Source organism: Rhizobacter sp. J219 (genome assembly GCF_024700055.1).
In the GTDB taxonomy this organism is placed as follows: domain Bacteria; phylum Pseudomonadota; class Gammaproteobacteria; order Burkholderiales; family Burkholderiaceae_C; genus Rhizobacter.
In genome coordinates, this window is record NZ_JAJOND010000001.1 from 940,684 (window position 1) to 956,910 (window position 16,227).

10 protein-coding genes are annotated in these 16,227 nt (G+C 71.4%); all 10 read right to left on the reverse strand.

What is annotated here, in order from left to right:
* Positions 1-5: 5 nt before the first annotated feature.
* The 10 genes from LRS03_RS04250 to LRS03_RS04295 all read right to left on the reverse strand — a co-directional run bounded on the left by LRS03_RS04250 (position 6) and on the right by LRS03_RS04295 (position 16,225).
* Positions 6-341 (reverse strand): ankyrin repeat domain-containing protein, encoded by a 336-nt coding sequence (locus LRS03_RS04250; protein WP_257824013.1) that lies wholly within the window; start codon positions 339-341, stop codon positions 6-8.
* 78 nt (positions 342-419) lie between these two features.
* A complete protein-coding gene (locus tag LRS03_RS04255; RefSeq protein WP_257824014.1) occupies positions 420-1,352 on the reverse strand; it encodes a hypothetical protein in 933 nt (310 codons plus the stop codon).
* An 18-nt stretch (positions 1,353-1,370) separates the two neighbouring features.
* Positions 1,371-3,656: a hypothetical protein gene (locus LRS03_RS04260; RefSeq protein WP_257824015.1), complete on the reverse strand. Its 2,286-nt coding sequence runs from the start codon at positions 3,654-3,656 to the stop codon at positions 1,371-1,373.
* Positions 3,657-3,942: 286 nt separating this feature from the next.
* Positions 3,943-5,325 carry an ATP-binding protein gene (locus tag LRS03_RS04265; RefSeq protein ID WP_257824016.1) on the reverse strand — a complete coding sequence of 461 codons (1,383 nt, stop codon included), beginning with the start codon at positions 5,323-5,325 and terminating at the stop codon, positions 3,943-3,945.
* Complete coding sequence (locus LRS03_RS04270) at positions 5,309-8,254, reverse strand: contractile injection system tape measure protein (protein ID WP_257824020.1); 2,946 nt, start codon at positions 8,252-8,254, stop codon at positions 5,309-5,311. The genes LRS03_RS04265 and LRS03_RS04270 overlap by 17 nt, the downstream gene beginning before the upstream one ends.
* A complete protein-coding gene (locus LRS03_RS04275; protein WP_257824022.1) occupies positions 8,247-10,892 on the reverse strand; it encodes a hypothetical protein in 2,646 nt (881 codons plus the stop codon). The genes LRS03_RS04270 and LRS03_RS04275 overlap by 8 nt, the downstream gene beginning before the upstream one ends.
* Positions 10,889-11,683, reverse strand: coding sequence for a hypothetical protein (locus LRS03_RS04280; protein ID WP_257824024.1), 795 nt, complete (start codon positions 11,681-11,683; stop codon positions 10,889-10,891). The genes LRS03_RS04275 and LRS03_RS04280 overlap by 4 nt, the downstream gene beginning before the upstream one ends.
* Complete coding sequence (locus tag LRS03_RS04285; protein ID WP_257824026.1) at positions 11,680-15,231, reverse strand: baseplate J/gp47 family protein; 3,552 nt, start codon at positions 15,229-15,231, stop codon at positions 11,680-11,682. Before LRS03_RS04285 ends, LRS03_RS04280 begins: the two co-directional genes overlap by 4 nt.
* A complete protein-coding gene (locus tag LRS03_RS04290) occupies positions 15,228-15,806 on the reverse strand; it encodes a hypothetical protein (RefSeq protein WP_257824028.1) in 579 nt (192 codons plus the stop codon). Before LRS03_RS04290 ends, LRS03_RS04285 begins: the two co-directional genes overlap by 4 nt.
* Positions 15,803-16,225 carry a GPW/gp25 family protein gene (locus tag LRS03_RS04295; RefSeq protein WP_257824029.1) on the reverse strand — a complete coding sequence of 141 codons (423 nt, stop codon included), beginning with the start codon at positions 16,223-16,225 and terminating at the stop codon, positions 15,803-15,805. Before LRS03_RS04295 ends, LRS03_RS04290 begins: the two co-directional genes overlap by 4 nt.
* Positions 16,226-16,227: the final 2 nt, after the last annotated feature.

Genomic DNA, 16,227 nt, shown 5'->3' on the forward strand with positions numbered 1-16,227 from the left:
AGGCCTCAGACGGGAAGCCAGCGCCACCAGAACGGCTGGCGCGGGTCCTTGGCGCCGAGCTCGCGCAGCAGCGTGACGAACTCCTGGCGCCCGTGCTTCCTGGCCGCCTGCAAGGGCGTCAGGTTGTCGAGTTCCGAGACAAGGCTCGGATCGGCGCCATGCGCAAGCAGGTAGTGCGCGATCTCCCGATGGCCTTCGACCAGGCTGGCCACCAGCGGGGTGCGCAGGATCTCGGGATGCTGGTAGTTGGGGTTGACGCCTTCCTTCAGGTGGTACTGCAGCAGCGACAGATCGCCATCGACTGCGGCTTGGTAAAGGTCCTTCCAATCTCCTGCTGACATGCTGACCCTCTGGCGGTGTTCGGGGAACCGGAATATAGGGTGAGTCGTCCGCTTCCTGGTTGGACCGGGATCCAGCGTTCAACCCACATTCAGGTGCACCTGCACCAGCTTGCCCAGCACGAACATGTTGACGTTGGCCTGCACGTCGACGCCTCGGTAGATGCTGCCCTTGCCCTGCTGGGCCTTGTTGCTGGCCTTGTGAGCGTCGCGGATCACGATGCCGGTGCGCTCGTCGCCTTCTTTCTTGTCGGGAATGGGGATGAGTTCGAAGTTGTCGAAGTCCAGTTCGTCGATGGCGTCGTTGACCTCGCTCTGCGTCCATGAATCGCCGATGCCACCGTTCAGGTTGCCCTCGATGTACAGGGTGACGCCCAGCTTGAGCGCACGGGTGGCGATGTCGCCCAGACCGGCGCCGTCGATCTCGCTCAGCAACTGGGCATCGCTGACTTTCTTCTTGCGGGCGGCAATGCGGGCGAGGCGCAGGTTTTCCGCGGCAGTGCCGAACATCAGCTTGAGCGCGCTGTCGGCGCCTTCCTCGCGGTTCATCGCGAACTCGATGCCGAGCTTCCAGTCGGCCTCCTTGAGGTTGTCTTTCGATGCGCCCAGCTCGGCCTCCAGTGCAAGGCGGGCCTTGCCTTCGTCCTTGAAGATCCAGATGCCATTGATCTTCTTGGCGCCGTGGTCCTCCCAGCGGGCGAGCTGGAACACCTGCGCAGCGCCGGCGGTGTCGCCCAGTGCGTGTTCCCCCTGAGCGGGCACGAGGCCGAGAGACTGGGGGTCGACACCCGCTTCGATCTTTTCGGCAAACGGGCCGGGCTCGCCATCGCGCAGCTGTGCGGCCGGGCCGAAGCTCGCGTGCAGCTGCCGGCGCTGCACCGCCAGGCGCTGGCTATCGCGCAGGGTGTTGCCGGTTTCGGTGGCGCGGTGGGGGTCGACTTCGCGCTGCGCGACCCCGCGCGTCTCGGAGGGCGATCTCGCTTGGCGTGTCTTCTGGGCCTTCATCGAGGACATGGCGGTGCTCCCTGGGGTTCAAGGCGGCGCGATGCGCGGGCGCAGGCTGTAGTACATGCCGCCGGCGACCGTGATGGCCAGCAGTGCGATCAGCAAGGCGTTGCCGCGGCGCAGGTGCTCCAGCTGCGGGTCGCAGCTGAGGAGTGCCAGGCCGACCGCGAGCGCGAGCACACCGCACAGCCACAGGCCGGCGATGTAGGGCCGGCCGAAGCGGCGCACGGCGCACACCCAGACGTAGAGGCCGAGCGCGAGCGCTTCGGCCAGCAGCAGGCCCATGAAGAGCAGGCGCACGCCGGTGCGGTGCGGGCAGACGAAATCGCACGCGGCGCCCAGGCTGCCGGCGGCACTCGCGAAGCCGTAGTTGTGGGCAAGGGCGGCGTTGATGGCCTGGCCGTTGACCGTGTCGGCCTCGGGCATCGGCCACACCGCGGCGCCGCCGTACTGCCACTTGAAGTAGGCGAGGTCGAGGTCGAGGCGGGGCTTGTCGACGCTCTCGATCGGCGCCTTGGGCTCGCCGCCCGAATGGAAGATCACCGGCGACACCGCGTTGAGGAAGGCCACGCGCCGGTGCCCCTGGATGACCTCGGTGTTGTCGATGCGCGCCCGCAGCGCCTTCTTGGCCGCACCGGTGGGCTCGTGCATGAGCACGAGGAAGTTGACGGTGATGTCGGTGGTGCCGATGTAGTCGGCCGTCTCGGCGCCATCGGGCAGGCGGTGGCTGTCGGGCCGCTGGGCGAGGCGCAGGTAGTCCATGAGCTGCTCGAAGCCGTAGGCGCCGTCTTCGCCGATCTCGTGGTCGGGCACGACGATGCCCAGCATGTAGGGGCGCTGGGTCTTCTGCATCGCGGCGATGAGCTTGTGCACGAAGCTGCGGTAGAACGCGCGGAATTTCTCCTTGCCCGCGGCGTCGGTGGGCGCGTTGTCGAAGAAGAGGGTGACGCCGTCGAAGGTGTGGACGGGCTGGTCCCAGAACGGCAGCAGGAAGTTCTTCAGGCGCGTCGAGAAGTCGGTGTAGGGCGCGTCGACGAGCGCCACGGTGTCGCGCACCGCGCGGTCGACGATCACCTCGCCGTCGGGCAGCGCGAGGAAGCGCGCCCATTCGGCCCGGTGGATCACGAGGTCGACCTTGGTGCCGAAGCGCCGCGCGTGGCTCGCGAAGCCAGCGCTCTGCGGCGTGAGCGAGGTGGCGGTGACGATCTCGCCGGTGTCGGTGATCTGCGCGCCCAGGTAGCCGATGCGGTTGAAGAGGTTGAACTGGATCTGCTGCTCTTCCTTCGGGCGCGCCTCCCAGAAGGGATAGAAGCCATAGACCAGCTCGTCGGTCAGTGGCGGCACGCAGCCACAGCCGTTGTCGGTCCAGCTCACGGGGGCGGCTTCGGAGAAGAGATGCGGCCATTCGGCACGCGCCACCAGGTCGCGCTTCACGGCCGCGGGCAGCAGGTCGGCATAGAGCGTGGGCGGCAGCAGCGCGTTGCCCGGGTGTGGTGGGGCGTTGCCATCGGCGCTCGGGCATCGCAGCTCGTTGGCCATGACCGCGGTCTTGGTGGCCTCGGCGAGCTGCTGGGCGTAGTAGGTGCAGCGGCGCGCTTCAAGGGCGCTCGCGAAGAGTCTGGCGGTCGGGTAGTCGATGTTGAGCATCGGCGCCAGCATGGCCTGCATCTTTTCGGCATAGGGCGGCGGTGGGCCGTCGTGCCGTGGCCTCACGCGGCGGCGCGGCTCCGAGGCGGCCGGGGCAGGCGGTGACACGCCGTCGGCCGCATCGGACGCGGCGGGTGCCGGGGCCTTGGGCTTGGGGAACATGTCGTCGAGGTCTTCCTGCAGCAGCATGTAGCTCGTGACCTGCGGCAGGCGCGGTGCGGGTGCCGGTGCGGCGACCACGGCGGGCGCCGAGGCCGGGGCACTGGCGGGAGCGGGGGGCTTGGGTACGGGCGGCGGCTCCACGCGCAGCGTGTAGGCCTGGCGCACGGTCAGCGCCGGCGACGACGCATCGGCCACCTGCACGGTGAAGCTGTAGGGCCGTACCGGGCCGATGGCCTTGCCGGCGAGCGTGCCGTCGGCGGTGAAGTCGAGCCCTTCGGGCTTGCTGCCGTCGACGACCTCGAAGCGGTAGGGTGCGTTGCCGCCGTTCACCAGCCGGCGTGTCTTGTAGGCGAGGCCCATGCGCGCGGTGGGCAGCGCGATGGGGCTGAGCGAGAGCTGCAGACCGGGCTGGCAGGCGGCCACCAGGTCGCTGGTGCGCAGGCAGGCGGCGACCGATGGCGCCGGGGACGTGGGCGCAGAAGCGGGGGCGGAAGCCGCGGCCACCGATGGGGGGCCGACGCCGGCAGCAGCGGCACGAGCACGGCCTTCACCGCGGACGCCGCCACGTCAGCCGGTTTCGGCGTGGTCTTCACCGCCTCCTTCACGGCCGAGGCGGCTTGAACCGCCGGCTTGGCCGCCTCGCCGAGCACCGAACGCAGCGCTGATGCCGCAGCGGCGGCCGGCGCGGGCAGACGCTCGGCCGCCGCGAGATAGAGGCTTGCGCCGGCCAGGGCCGCCAGCCACAGGCCGCGCCACACATACGAGCGGATGCGCAGACAGTTCGAGCAGCTCATGCGGTGCGCCCCTCCTTGCGCAGCTCCTTGACGATGCCGCGCTGCAGGTCGCTCGCCTGCATGCGGCTGCGCCCGGCCTGCAGCGCGTGGATGGCCGCGTAGCGCACCACGTTGGCAATCGCACCGCCGGCGAGTTCATGCGTGTCGGCGAGCTGGTGCAGGTCCACGTCATCGGCCAGGCGGCCGGTGTGGCCGACCATGCCGTCCCACAGGCGCAGGCGCTGCTCGGCATCGGGCATCGGGAAGTGCACCATCGACTGGAAGCGCCGCGCGAAGGCCTCGTCGATGTTGGCCTTGAGGTTGGTGGCGAGGATCACCGTACCGGGGAAGTCTTCCACCCGTTGCAGCAGGTACGAGACCTCCTGGTTGGCGTGGCGGTCGTTGGAGTTGGAGGTGTTGGTGCGTTTGCCGAAGAGCGCGTCGGCCTCGTCGAAGAAAAGGATCCAGCGTCGCGTCTGCGCCTGGTCGAACACCTGCGCCAGGTTCTTCTCGGTCTCGCCGATGTACTTGCTGACGACCATCGACAGGTCGATGCGGTACACGTCGGCCTGCGTGGCCTGGCCGATGAGCGTGGCGGTGAGCGTCTTGCCGGTGCCGGGCGGGCCGAAGAAGAGCGCGCGGTAGCCGGGCTTGATGGCCTTGTGCAGCTGCCAGCTGTGCAGCAGCGTGTCGGCATGGCGTATCCAGGTGGTGATGGCGTCGATCTCTTCCAGTACCTCGGGGCCGAGCACCAGGTCTTGCCAGCCGAGCCCGGTGGTGATGAGCTTGGCGGGAAACGAGCTGCTGAAGTCGGGCTTGTGCCGCTCGCCGGTGGTGAACCACGACAGGTACTCGGCGCCCACCCCGAGCGCCCCGCTCAGGAAGGGTTCGCCCGGCGCTTCGTGCTCGATGCGCAGCACGCCGCGTTGGCGCAGCGGGTGGCCGTCGTCGAAGAGCCTCATTACCGAGAACCGCTGGGCCAGGTCTTCGCCGGCGAGGATGAAGGCCGCGGTTTCGCAGGTGGGCAGGAAGCCGCCATGGGCGCGTCCTTTCCAGCCGCCGAACTCGGTGAAGCCGCGGTCGAAGTTCTTGTTGCGCACGAAGAGCGTGTCGAGCAGCGCCGGGCGCAGGTGCGGCAGCAGCGCGAGCACGAGCACGATGCGCTCGCTGAAGCCCAGGCGGCACTCGTGCACCAGCTGCGCGTAGGGCGAGCCGTCTCCGGCCAGTGCGGGCGGGTCGATCTCGCGCACGTCGGCATGGGCGCAGGGCTGGCGGAAGTGCAGGCAGATGCGCGCCTGCAGCACAGCGTCGAACCACGCGATCTCACGCTCCAGCGTGGCCGCCGCAAGGCCCAGGCCGGCCGCTTCGGTGAGGGCGGGAAGCTCAGCGCCATTCGACATGGAGCGGCCTTTCCATCCACGGGAACTTCTGCAGGCTGTAGCCCCAGGGCAGGTGATCGAGCAGCATGTCGTAGCTGCGGGGTTCGACCGTGAGCTGCCAGCCGTCGTCATCGTCGAAGCTGAGCCGCCCTTCGCGCTGCAGGAATGATTCGCGCAGGCCTGCCACCGAGGTGTGGCCGATGATTTTCCAGTGGGCGATCATGGCCTGCAGCAGGCCATCGATCGCCTGCGACTCTTCCGGCGTGGGGATCAGCGCGCCAATGAGCGGCACCGTGAGCCCGATGCCGCACATCACCTTGTGCAGCGCGAGCTGCGGCTCCGGCGCCTCGGTGCTGCCGGTGGCCATGAAGTGCATCAGCAGCACCGCGCGCTCGGCCGCGGCGGGCGAGACGAAGGCCTCGTCGCGGGTGAGCTGCAGCATGCCGAAGAGGCGCGGCAGGTAGGCGCCGGCGAGCACGATGCCGGCGCTGGCGACGTGCACGGTGTCGCGCTGCAGCAGGTCCTCGAAGCGCAGCGCTTCGGGGGTGGGCGCGGGCGCCGCGGGCTTCGGCGGCGGCGTCATCGGGGTCGGTGGGGTGTGCAGGGCCGCGGCGGTCTCGGCGATGGCGGCGGCGATGCGCGGTGCACTGTCGGGGCGCTTCTGGCGGCCGGCTTCGGCCGCGATGCGGGCCAGCCAGGCCTCGGGCTCGGGCAGGTGCAGGGCCTCGACGAGGTGCCGCGCCAGCCGTGCCGGGAAGGCGACCGATTCGTAGCGCCGGCCTTCGTCGACCAGCTCGCGTTTCGCGAACGCCCACGCCAGCCGCGACAGGGTCTCGTCGCTGGCGGGCAGGCCGGCGTGCTGCGCGGCCTGCTGCACGAGCCGCAGCTCCTGCCGGAGCATCAGCTGGTCGGCAGGCGACAACTGCACGAGCCAGGACGCGCCGTCGGCAAGCACTGCGCCGGCCGGGCGCTCGCCAAGGGGGTGGGCGGGGGCCGCCTCGGTCGTGACGTCGGCCAGCCGCTCGCGCAGGCTTCGCAGGTAGGCGTCGACGTGGAAGAAGCTGCCGGGCGTGAGGCGCATCAGGTGGGCGATCAGGTCTTCCCACAGCGCGAGCCCGGGGCGGCTGTCGCCGGCAGCCGCCAGCGGTGCGTATGCCGGGTCGTCGAGGGCGGCGAGCATGGCCGCACGCTCGGGTGCGAGCAGCCACAGGCCGATGAGCTGGGTGCGCGCGAGCCGGTTCCATTCGCGTGCCATGCGGCGCTGCAGGCTGGGGCGGCGGCCGGCCTGGCGCACCTGGTCGAGCAGCCAGGCGGTGTCGTCGCGCAGCGCGTCGAACCAGTCGTCTTCGGCGCCGGCGAGCAGGCCTTGGGCGAGCGCGGCTTCCAGCCGCCCGCGCCGCTGGCCGAGCGGCGTGGCGGCACCGGCCTCGGTGAGTCGGCGGGCCCGCAGCCAGGCGCGCAGCAGCGGTGCCGCGGTGCTGCCGTGGTGGCGGTGGCGCCAGGCGGTGTCGAGCGAGCGCAGCAGCACCGGCACGGCCTGGTGCTCGCGTTCGCTGCGCTGGGCGATCAGGTGGTCGAGGTAATCGGCGCCGTTGAACAAGGCCGGCGCCGGCAGCAGCAGCACGTAGCCGAGGGTACGTTCCCAGCGCTGCGCCGGGTCGAGCGGGGCGGCGGCCGGCCCCCACAGTGCCGCCTCGTCGGCGGCGGCCTGCAGCAGCCCCTGCTCGGTGGGCCCGAGCCAGAGGGCCATCAGCGCGAGCAGCAGCGCAGGGGGCAGGGCCTGCGCCATGCGCTGGCGAGCGGCGGGGCTGCGGCCGAGCTGCAACAGCACCTCGCGCGCCCACGAGGGCTCGGCCTGCAGCAGCGCGTGCCAGGGGTCGAGGTCGTCGTCGCGCGCGTTCGGCGGCAGCCAGGCCTGCAGGCGCTGCAGCAGACGGGCCTGCTCTTCGCTGCGCGAGCCGGGGGTTGCCTGGGGCTCGTTGTCGCTCGTCCGCGCATGCGCGAGGGCGGGCACCCGCGCGGCCAGGCAGGTGCGCAGCACGGCCTCGCCGAGCGTGGCGGTCGGGGCCGGCGGCGTCCCGTCGAGCGCGCGCCGCGCGACGGCTTGCAAGGAGTGCCAGATCGCGGCCTGGTCGCTTTCGGCGGGCGCGAGGGCCTGCACCATCGACTGCAGCGGCTGGCTGCGGTCGAGCACCCCGGCGTCGGACCACAGCGCGCTCAGCAGGCCTTCCCACAGCAGGTGCGGCGCGGGGGCAGGGCGCAGCTTGCTTTCGGTCCACAGGGCGACGAAGCCGTCGACCCAGGCCTCGGCCTCGCGGCCCCAGCCGGCGGCGGCGCCGGCGCCGAGGGCCCGCGCCAGCTCGTGCGCCAGGCGGGCCAGCCAGCCGCGCGGAAACTGGCGCGCCGCACGTTGCACCATGCGCAGCGCCTCGGGGCTGCCGCGCCAGGCCTGCACCAGGGCGGCGGCGTTGTCGCGCAGCACTTCGTGCGCCAGCTGGCCGAGCGGCGAGGCAAGAGCGAGGTGCTGCGGGGCATGCCAGGGCAGGTGGCCGTGGCGCAGGAAATGCAGCAGGGTGTCGAGCTGCACCTGCTCCCGGCTGTGCAGCTCGGGGCAGGGGTCGGGCGTGGTCGTCGCCTCGGGGCGCAAGCCCGGCGTCACGCTGCGCGGCATCAGCACCCGCTCGGCGAGCAAGGCTTCGGCCAGCCGCTCGCGAAGGCGGGCTTCCCACTGCGACTCCAGCTCATCGTGGGCGATCGGGCCGAGGTCGATGTCGAGCAGCGGCAGCCGCCACACCTCGCCGTTGCGCGAGTGCTGGTCGAACACCTCGTCGATGATGCGCGGCGCGTACCGGCGGGCGAACTCGGCCACACGCTCCTGCGTGTCGAATGCCTGCTCGGCACTCTCGAAATCGACCACGAACTGCAGGTCTTCGACGCAATGGCTATGCATGGCCGGGCTCCGTGCTGCGCGCCCACACCGGGCGCAGGCACTCGATCACGCGGCAGGCGGCGTCGTTGACCCGCGCGGCGGCCGCAGGGTCGGCCGAGGCTTCGTCGAGCGCGGAGGCGGTGGCCTCGCAGAAGAGGACCTTCGCCTCCAGCCATTCGGCATAGGCGGTCTCGAACGTGGCCATCGCCTCATGGTCGAGCCACAGGCAGCGGGCCGCCACGTGGGCCGGGCAGTTGATCTGCACCGTCTCGTCGGCCAGGCGCTGGAAGTTGGGCTGGGCGCAGCGGGCCGTCCAGCTCGGGAAGACGGCGCTCAGGCGCAGGGCGTAGAAATCGGCCGGCAGGTCTCTCAGCGCGGCATGGCGCGGGCTCTCGCCCACCGGGCGCAGCAGCACATGCTCGACCACGTGCAGGCCTTCGCTCTCGAAGCTCAGGTGCATCAGAAAACGGCGCAGGCTGTCGGCGGCACGCGAGGCGGCCTCGGGTGTCGCGAATTCGCCGAGAGGCCACCAGCGCCCGGCTTCGTCGGGCCCGAGCACGAGCTGCTGCGGGCCCGCCGCGGCGCGACCGTGCGGGTGGACGTCGGCCTGGTCGTGCGGCTCGCCGCGCACGCGGTAGCGGTCGCGGTAGAGGCCGCAGCGCAGCACGGCCGCGCTCAGCAGCCCGCCGCGCAGAACCGGCATCGCCGCGAGGTCGGCGCGCATCTCGTCGCGGGCCAGCGGCTGCAGGTGGGGGCGCAGCGGGCGTGTGGTGCCGGGGTCGGTCTCAGCCCCGAGCGCGCGGTCGGGCCCGACGCCGTGCAGCGTGCGCCGTTGCTGCTGGAAGGGCTGCAGCAGCGGGCGGCTGTGCACCTGGCGAAAGCCGAGCAGGTGGCCCACGCGGCGCTGCAGTCCAGTGCCGCTGCCGGGCACGCCCCACGAGCGTTTGGCGTAGTCGAGCCCCGCGGCACGGTCGCGGTTGAGGGCCACGATGTCTTGCAGGAAGGCGGCCTTGTTGTCGATCAAGGCCAGCTCCAGCTCGCCGGGCGAGAGGTAGTCGCAGAACTGGCGCATCGAGTTCTGCGTGAAGGTGTTGCCGTGCAGCGCGAGCAGGTGGTCGAACGCTCGCGAGCGGCGTTCGATGTGCGGGTCGCGCGATTCGTAGACCTCGGCCTGCACCGCGCTGCGCACGTCGGCGGGCGACGCGCCCGGCGGCGCGTCGTCGGGCGGGCGGTAGATCGCGTCGAGGCCGGGCACGGCGCTGTCGTCGAGCATCTGCCACCAGTAGCTCGGGCCGCGCGGCGCGGCGGCGCTGTAGAGATCGCGCAGGTGCTCGACCTGCGCCGTGCCGTGCGCGATGACCTGCTCGAAGAGCGCGAGGTAGCTCTTGAGCTGCACCACCTGCGCCTTCTGCTGCATGCTGGCCGAAGCCGGCAACCCATGCCGGCCGAGGCCATAGACGAGCGGGAAGTCGTCCTGCACCGAGGTGTAGTGCCGCAGGTCGCGGTACTGGCCTGCGGGCAGCGGGGCGGTGCCGCTGCTGGCGGCGGCGCGGCGGCGGGTGCGGCTGGCTGCGTACAGGTCGGCCAGGCGGTGCGACAGCTCCACCGGCGACACGCTGAGCCGCGCGCCGCGGCGGCGCAGCGTCACGTGCTGCTGCAGGAGCTCGCGCACGGCCTCTGGCGCGCGGGCATCGGCCAGGCCGGGCACACGCAGGCGCAGCGACCAGGTGTCGCCACGCCAGCGCATGGCGCTGCTGTGCTGCGTGTCGCCGTCGCGCAGCAGGCTCAGGGCGCGCACCTCCTGCACGCCGTCGATGCCTTTGACGAGCAGGCCGAGGTCGCTGACGAAGAGCAGCTCGGGTGCCGGCTCGTCGGCGTGCGGCGCGAAGCCTTGCTCGGTAACCGGCCCGGTGTAGACCTGCTCCAGCGTGAGCCCTTCGGCCAGCAGCTCGTCGAGGCTGTGGAAGCTGAGGCCCTGCGCGAGGTGGCGTGCGCAGCGGGCGTAGATGTCGGCCAGCACGTCGACCGGGTCGCGCGGGCCGGTGAGTTCGACGTCGACGCGCAGGTTGCACAGCACGTCTTCCATCAGGCTCACCCGGCCGTCGATGTCTTCGCACAGCGTGCGCCGGGCGCGGTAGGCGGTGCGGGCGTCGGCCACGCGGGTGTCGGCGCCGGTCATCACGCCCTGCGCCAGCTTGAGCTGCAGGCGGTAGAGGCCGCGCAGCTCGCCCAGGCTCACGCCGCCGGCCTCGCGCGGCGGGCCGGCGGCGAGGGTCGCGTCGTCGAGGCCGGGCACCTGGTCGAGCAGCACGCGGCGGTAGTCGGCGGCACTGGTGGCACGGCAGGGGAAGACGTCTTGCGGCGGGTGCAGCGAGAGCTTGGCGTACTCGATGCCGGCGCTGCGGGGGGCGCGCAGGTGGTCGGCCACCGGGAAGTCGGTGCGGTACACCAGGTCGGTCAGCGCGTAGCAGAGCTGCTCGAGCATGGTGACGCCGGGGTCGTGCAGGTTGTAGTCGGTCCAGGTGTGGCCCGAGAGCGTCTGTGCGAGGCGCAGGCCTTCGGTGCGCAGGCTCTCGAAGCTGAGCGGAGAGTCGGCCGCGCCACCGCGGGCTGCCCGGCGCTTGCGGGGGATGGTGGCGGTGGGGGCTCGGGCGGTCATGACTCCGTTCCCTGCGTCGTCTCGTCGAACCACAGCTGCGTGATGAAGACCTTGATGCGCACGCCTTCGCCGTAATCGCAGCCGCTCTTGATGCGCAGCTTGTAGGCGGCGTTCTTGCCGCTCGTGCCTTCCCAGCGCAGCTGCAGCTTGTCGCAGCGGCGGCCGTAGTAGGCGTGGTGCGGGGTGATGCGTTTGCGGCGCGACAGGAAGTCGAGCCAGCCGCCGTCGGGGTTGTAGGTGTTGAGCGCGATGGCGTGCATCAGCGCGTAGCGGCCCGCGCCCGGGTGGCCGGCGCCGGCCATCACCTCGAAGGCCTGGCAGCCGGTGAGCGTGTCGGTGAGGTCGTGCCAGTTGCCATCGGCCAGGATGGGCACCGGCTGCGCCACCTGGTAGGTGCCGCGCCGGCCGGTTGAGGCCACCACGCCGGCCACGTCGAGCGTGTGGCGCGGGGCGCCGGTGTTGATGCCCACGCGGGCCTGCGCATCGAGCGCGAGCACCGGGTTGCGGCCCCGCGCGGCGGCGGCGCTGCCGGGCTGGAAGTGCAGCATGTCCTGTCCACCGCCATAGCTCACCGACCACAGCGCCGACTTGGGCCGCTGGTCGCGGTAGAAGCTCATCAGGGCGTCGTGGCCGATGGGCGTGGAGATTTCGACGCCGTTTTCCGCTGATTTGCGGAACCCCTCGTCGCTCATGTTGAGCATCGAGTCGATCAAATCACCGAAGTGGTAGCGCGTGGGCAGCTTGCCGTCGCCGAAGTAGTTGCGCAGCGTCTCCCGGTTGCGGAGGGTCATGACACCGCCTCGCCCCGGGGGCGGGTGACATCGCCCGAGGGGCGGCTGACATCACCCAGGATGAAGGTGTGGCCGAGGCCGAGCCGCGCGATGCCCGTCGCCTCGGGCCGCTCGTCGGTCGGCACCTCGACCGCGCTCACCATGTGCTCGCGCATCGGCAGCACGATGCTCCACGCCGAGCGTGGGCGCGCCTGGGTCGAGAGCAGGCCCTGGCCGCGGGCGGTGTCGCCGAGGGTGTAGACCTGTGCGTCGCTGCGTGCCACGTGCAGCAGCGAAAGCTGGGTGACGAAGGCCACGCAGTCGAGGGCGCGGATGTGCGCTTCGACGTCTTCGCAGCGCACCGTCCAGTCGAAGCTCGGGCGCAGGCCGCCTTCGCGCCACGGCGAGAGGTAGTCGGTGATCGCCTGGTTGATGCGCCGCAGCGCCTGCCCCTGCTGCACGCCGCGGGCGAGCTTGACGGTGCAGCGCACCTGGATGCGCTCGTACATCGGGTTGCGCACCTGGATCTGCGCGAACGGCGAGGCAAGGCCGCGCAGCGTGTCGCGGATGCGCGCCAGCTCCACCGCGTTGAGGTGTGGCTCGGCGGTGGCCGAGAGCAGCGGCGCGGCGCTGTCGTCGCCGGGGGCCTGGCCGGCCTGCGCGACCGGCGGCGCCGGCACCACGACCACCAGCACCTCGCCGGGGCTCACACCGTCGACGCTGGCGAGCTGGTGCGCGAAGCACTTGACCTTCAGCACCGAAGGGAAGCGCTCCAGCACCAGGCGCTCGTAGTCCCACGGGGTGCTGGCGCGCTGCCGGTGCTGCAGCCGCTCGCCCACGCGGGTCAGCATCTGGCGGCGGTCTTCGACGGCGCGCATGCCGAACGACGGGCCGATCTGCTGCACCGAGGCAAGCCCCGCCACGGTGACCAGCGGCTCGGTCACGCGGCCGGCCGGCAGCGGCGTGGCGGCGGCTGCACCGGCCGCCGGCGACACCCGGCTCGCGCGCAGCGCCTGGGTGCGCACGCCGTAGAGCCCGGCGTAGTGCTCGAAGCCGTGGTCGACCGACAGACGCAGCCAGTAGCACGCGTTGGGCAGGATGGTGCTCAGCCGGTCGGCCTGAGGCGGCAGGTCGAGCGTGACGATGCCCGAGGTGAGAAAACCGCAGGTCGTGTCGGCCACCACCTGCGAGGGCGAGAGCGGGCGCCACTGGTTGGAGGCGAGGTAGGCCCAGCTGGGCGGCTCGCGCGTTTCGCCGTTGAGCGACTCGACCGCGCTTTCGTCGCGCAGGTGGAAGTGCAACGTGAGCGTGCCCGAGAGGCCGTCGGCCTCGGGACCGACGCTCAGCCCGATGTAGAGGCTGCCGTTGTGCGCGAAGCGCGGCCACAGGCCCGGCCCCGCGCCGGTGGCGCCGGGGTAGACCTGCGAGAGGCCGTAGGGGTGCAGGTGCAACACACGCTCCAGCTCGGCCTCGCCGTCGGCACGGCGCTCCTGGCCGAGCACGATGTGGCTTTGCGCTTCGTAGTCGAGCGTGATGCGTTCGATCAGCGGCGTGTACGGCGGGTTGGGCAGCACCAGCGGGCGGCGGCTGCGGCGGCGCAGTGTGTTGGCTGACACGGCCTCGGTCAGCAGCACCGGATAGGCCGCGTGGCCGAAGGCGATGGCCGGTGCGTGGAGCTGCACGCGGTAGTAGCCGTTGCGTGCGCCGAGCTGGAAGTCGAGCGGCTCCTGCGTGGCGCGGCCGTAGGTGCGCAGCGCCGCCTCGTCGAGCGACCAGCAGGCGCGGGCGCTCAGCCGGCCGGCGGCATCGGCGGTCTTGAAGAGCGCCAGGCTGCCGGGCGTGCCGGCGGTGTGCCACTGGCCGTCGCGCAGGATGCTCGCGGTGGCGGTGTAGGTGCTGTTGCGCAGGTGGCTGTCGTAGCCAGCGTAGTAGCTGGCCCAGCCGCCCTGTTCGGTGGGCAGGCCCGACCACTCCACCTGGATGTCGAGGCTGGTGACGTTCTTGCGCGCCAGCTCCTCGCTGCCGAAGACGCAGTACGACGCCAGCGTGGGCAGCGGGCCGAAGGGCATGAAAGGCTTGGAGGGGTCGAGCCGGCCGAGGTTGTTGTGCATCACCACGTCGCGCACGCCCTGCACGCGCACCGCCATCGCCACTTCGGTGAGCACCACGTCTTCCATCAGCGAGTAGGGGTGCAGCCGGCCTTCGTCGCACAGTTGGATGCGCAGCACCGGCTGCTCTGTGGGCCACTCGGCGCCATGCACCGCGGCGTTGCAGCCGACCACCGGCGGGTCTTGCGGGCGCAGGCGCAGCACCACGCGCAGCGCGGCGCAGGCGCCACCGCCGTGGTTCTCGCTGTCGCCGTCGCCCCGGTCGACGAAGAAGTCGTTCACGGCCAGCCAGCCGCTGGGCGTGCTGAGGTGGAAGTGGAAGATGCTGCTGAAGAGCTGGCCGAAGATCAGCGCCCGCTCGGGGCGGTTGGGGCCTTGCAGCAGGCAGCGCGGGTCGCCTGCGACGGGCGGCGGGCGGTCGGTCTCACCGAGCAGGCGGGCAGCGGTGTCGCGCAGGGCCTTGAGACGGGCGTCGGTGAGCCAGTCTTCGCGGGCCAGCAGCCAACGCGAGAAGAGCTTGCCCAGGCGGCGGAAGAAGAGCTCGCGCGTCGGGGCGCGCACGGTGAGTTCGAGCAGGAAACGTTCGTAGAGGCCGATGGTGTGGCCGTCTGCCGCCTCATCGGCCCGGCGCTCCTGCGCCTGGCGAGCCAGTCGCAGCGCGAGATCGTTCAGGTCGGCGCGGTCGAGGGCGCTCAGCAGCTCGGGCGCGAGCTGCAGGTACCGCTTGAAGAGCACCGGCAAGCGGCGGCGCATCGAGCGCGGCTCGACGACGGTCTGCTCGGCGAGGTGCTGCAGGCGGTGGTCGACGTCGATGGCCTGCGCCAGCTCGAAGCGCAGGTCGATCTCGCGCTGCCCGCCGGCGAGCAGGAAGAGGGGCGACGCGATCGCGAGGCCCACGCGTGTCTCGGCCGGGCCGCCGGCGGGGCCGTGCGGCGTGCCGCCGAAGAGCGGCCAGTGCGGGTGCGGTGCATCGGGTACCGCCAGCTCGGGCGCGGGCCAGGGCAGGCGGGCGGCGTCGATGCGGGTGACGTAGCCGAACTCGCGCTCGGGCGAGATCAGCGGGTCGCGGTCGAGCCGCAGCGTGAGCAGGGCGGCGACGCGGCAATCGGTGATGCGCAGGTCGTCGTCGGCCTCGAACTCGATCGGCTGGCCTTGTGCATCCTTGCCGGCGCTGAAGCGGGTACCGCGCGGCACCAGCACCTCGCCCTGCGCCAGCGGGTGGCGCTGGCAGACGAGGTGCACCGCGTCGGGCGTGGCGGGCAGCGGCTCCACGCGCAGGCAGTTGTCGTAATAGAAGTCGGTGTGGCGCTCGGTGAAGCGGTTGAGGTGCGGCTGGATGCGCTGCTGGTAGAGCTGCAGGAAAGCCATCAAGAGCCCGGCCGCCGGTGCGTGCGTCTGGCTGTCCAGCGAGACCGGTAGCAGCTCGCGCGCCAGGTCCTGGATGCGCTCGATCGCACTCACGAAGGAAAAAAGCGCCGGCGCAGCATCTCGCGGTCGCTGCGTTGCGCGGAGGGGTCGCGCATTTCGGGCCGGCGGAACCAGGCGGGGTCGAAGCGGCGACGGGCGAGCGCCATCGGCTGCGAGCGGAAGTGATGCGTGCCGAAACGTTCGAGCACCCACTGCAGGTCGTCGCCCAGCGGCTGCTCCAGCAACTGCTCGATGCGCGCCAGCACGTTGCGCCCGGCCAGGTGGCGGCTGGCACGCAGGGCCTTGAGCCAGCCGTCGATCTGGCTGGCCAATGCCATCACCCGGGTGGCCAGCTCGGGCAGCGGCGCGGCATCGGCATCGCGCACGAACTGCTGCTGCGCGGCCTGCAGCCGGGTGGCGGCGATGCGCGCGAGCACCAGGGCTTCGTCGCCGTCGAAGAGTTCGCCCCACGTGCCCACCTCGCGCATCGAGACATCGTGGAAGCGCAGGTGCGAGGCGAGGCCGGCGCTCATGGCGATGAGCGTTTCCAGGCTCGTTTCGTCGGGCCTGAAGTAGCCTTCCTGCAAGGCTGCGGGGAAACGCTCGCCCTGTTCGCACCCATCGCTCATTCCGGCAACCTCAGGTTGGTCCCCTCGCTCAGGTAGAACGGGTAGACCATGTTGGTGCGGGTGTTGGTGGTGCGCACCGTGTAGTCGAGCTTCAGGCGCAGGAGGCCCTCGGCGATGTCGCTCCAGTCGAGGTCGACGCCGTGCAGGGTGATGCGCACCTCGAAGAAAAGGATGGCCTTGGCCACGATGTCGCGGATCTCGGTGGCGGTGCTGTCGTTGAGGGTCTCGAAGACCATGCGCTTCAAGCCGCAGCCGTAGGCGGGCTGCATCACGCGCTCGCCGGGCACCGTGCCGAGCAGGATGCGCAGGCTCTGCTCGATGTCCTCGACCTGCGAGACGAGCACGGCCTCCTTGCTGCGCCAGTCGAAGCTCGGCGGGAAGGCCCAGCCGGTGCCGAGGAACTGGGTGTCGGTGGTCATCG

Bases quoted from the DNA above. Each gene is read 5' to 3' on its own strand.
- LRS03_RS04295 (WP_257824029.1), bottom strand. From the start codon at position 16,225: ATGACCACCGACACCCAGTTCCTCGGCACCGGCTGGGCCTTCCCGCCG.
- LRS03_RS04265 (WP_257824016.1), bottom strand. From the start codon at position 5,325: ATGTCGAATGGCGCTGAGCTTCCCGCCCTCACCGAAGCGGCCGGCCTG.
- LRS03_RS04290 (WP_257824028.1), bottom strand. From the start codon at position 15,806: ATGAGCGATGGGTGCGAACAGGGCGAGCGTTTCCCCGCAGCCTTGCAG.
- LRS03_RS04250 (WP_257824013.1), bottom strand. From the start codon at position 341: ATGTCAGCAGGAGATTGGAAGGACCTTTACCAAGCCGCAGTCGATGGC.
- LRS03_RS04280 (WP_257824024.1), bottom strand. From the start codon at position 11,683: ATGACCCTCCGCAACCGGGAGACGCTGCGCAACTACTTCGGCGACGGC.
- LRS03_RS04255 (WP_257824014.1), bottom strand. From the start codon at position 1,352: ATGTCCTCGATGAAGGCCCAGAAGACACGCCAAGCGAGATCGCCCTCC.
- LRS03_RS04270 (WP_257824020.1), bottom strand. From the start codon at position 8,254: ATGCATAGCCATTGCGTCGAAGACCTGCAGTTCGTGGTCGATTTCGAG.
- LRS03_RS04275 (WP_257824022.1), bottom strand. From the start codon at position 10,892: ATGACCGCCCGAGCCCCCACCGCCACCATCCCCCGCAAGCGCCGGGCA.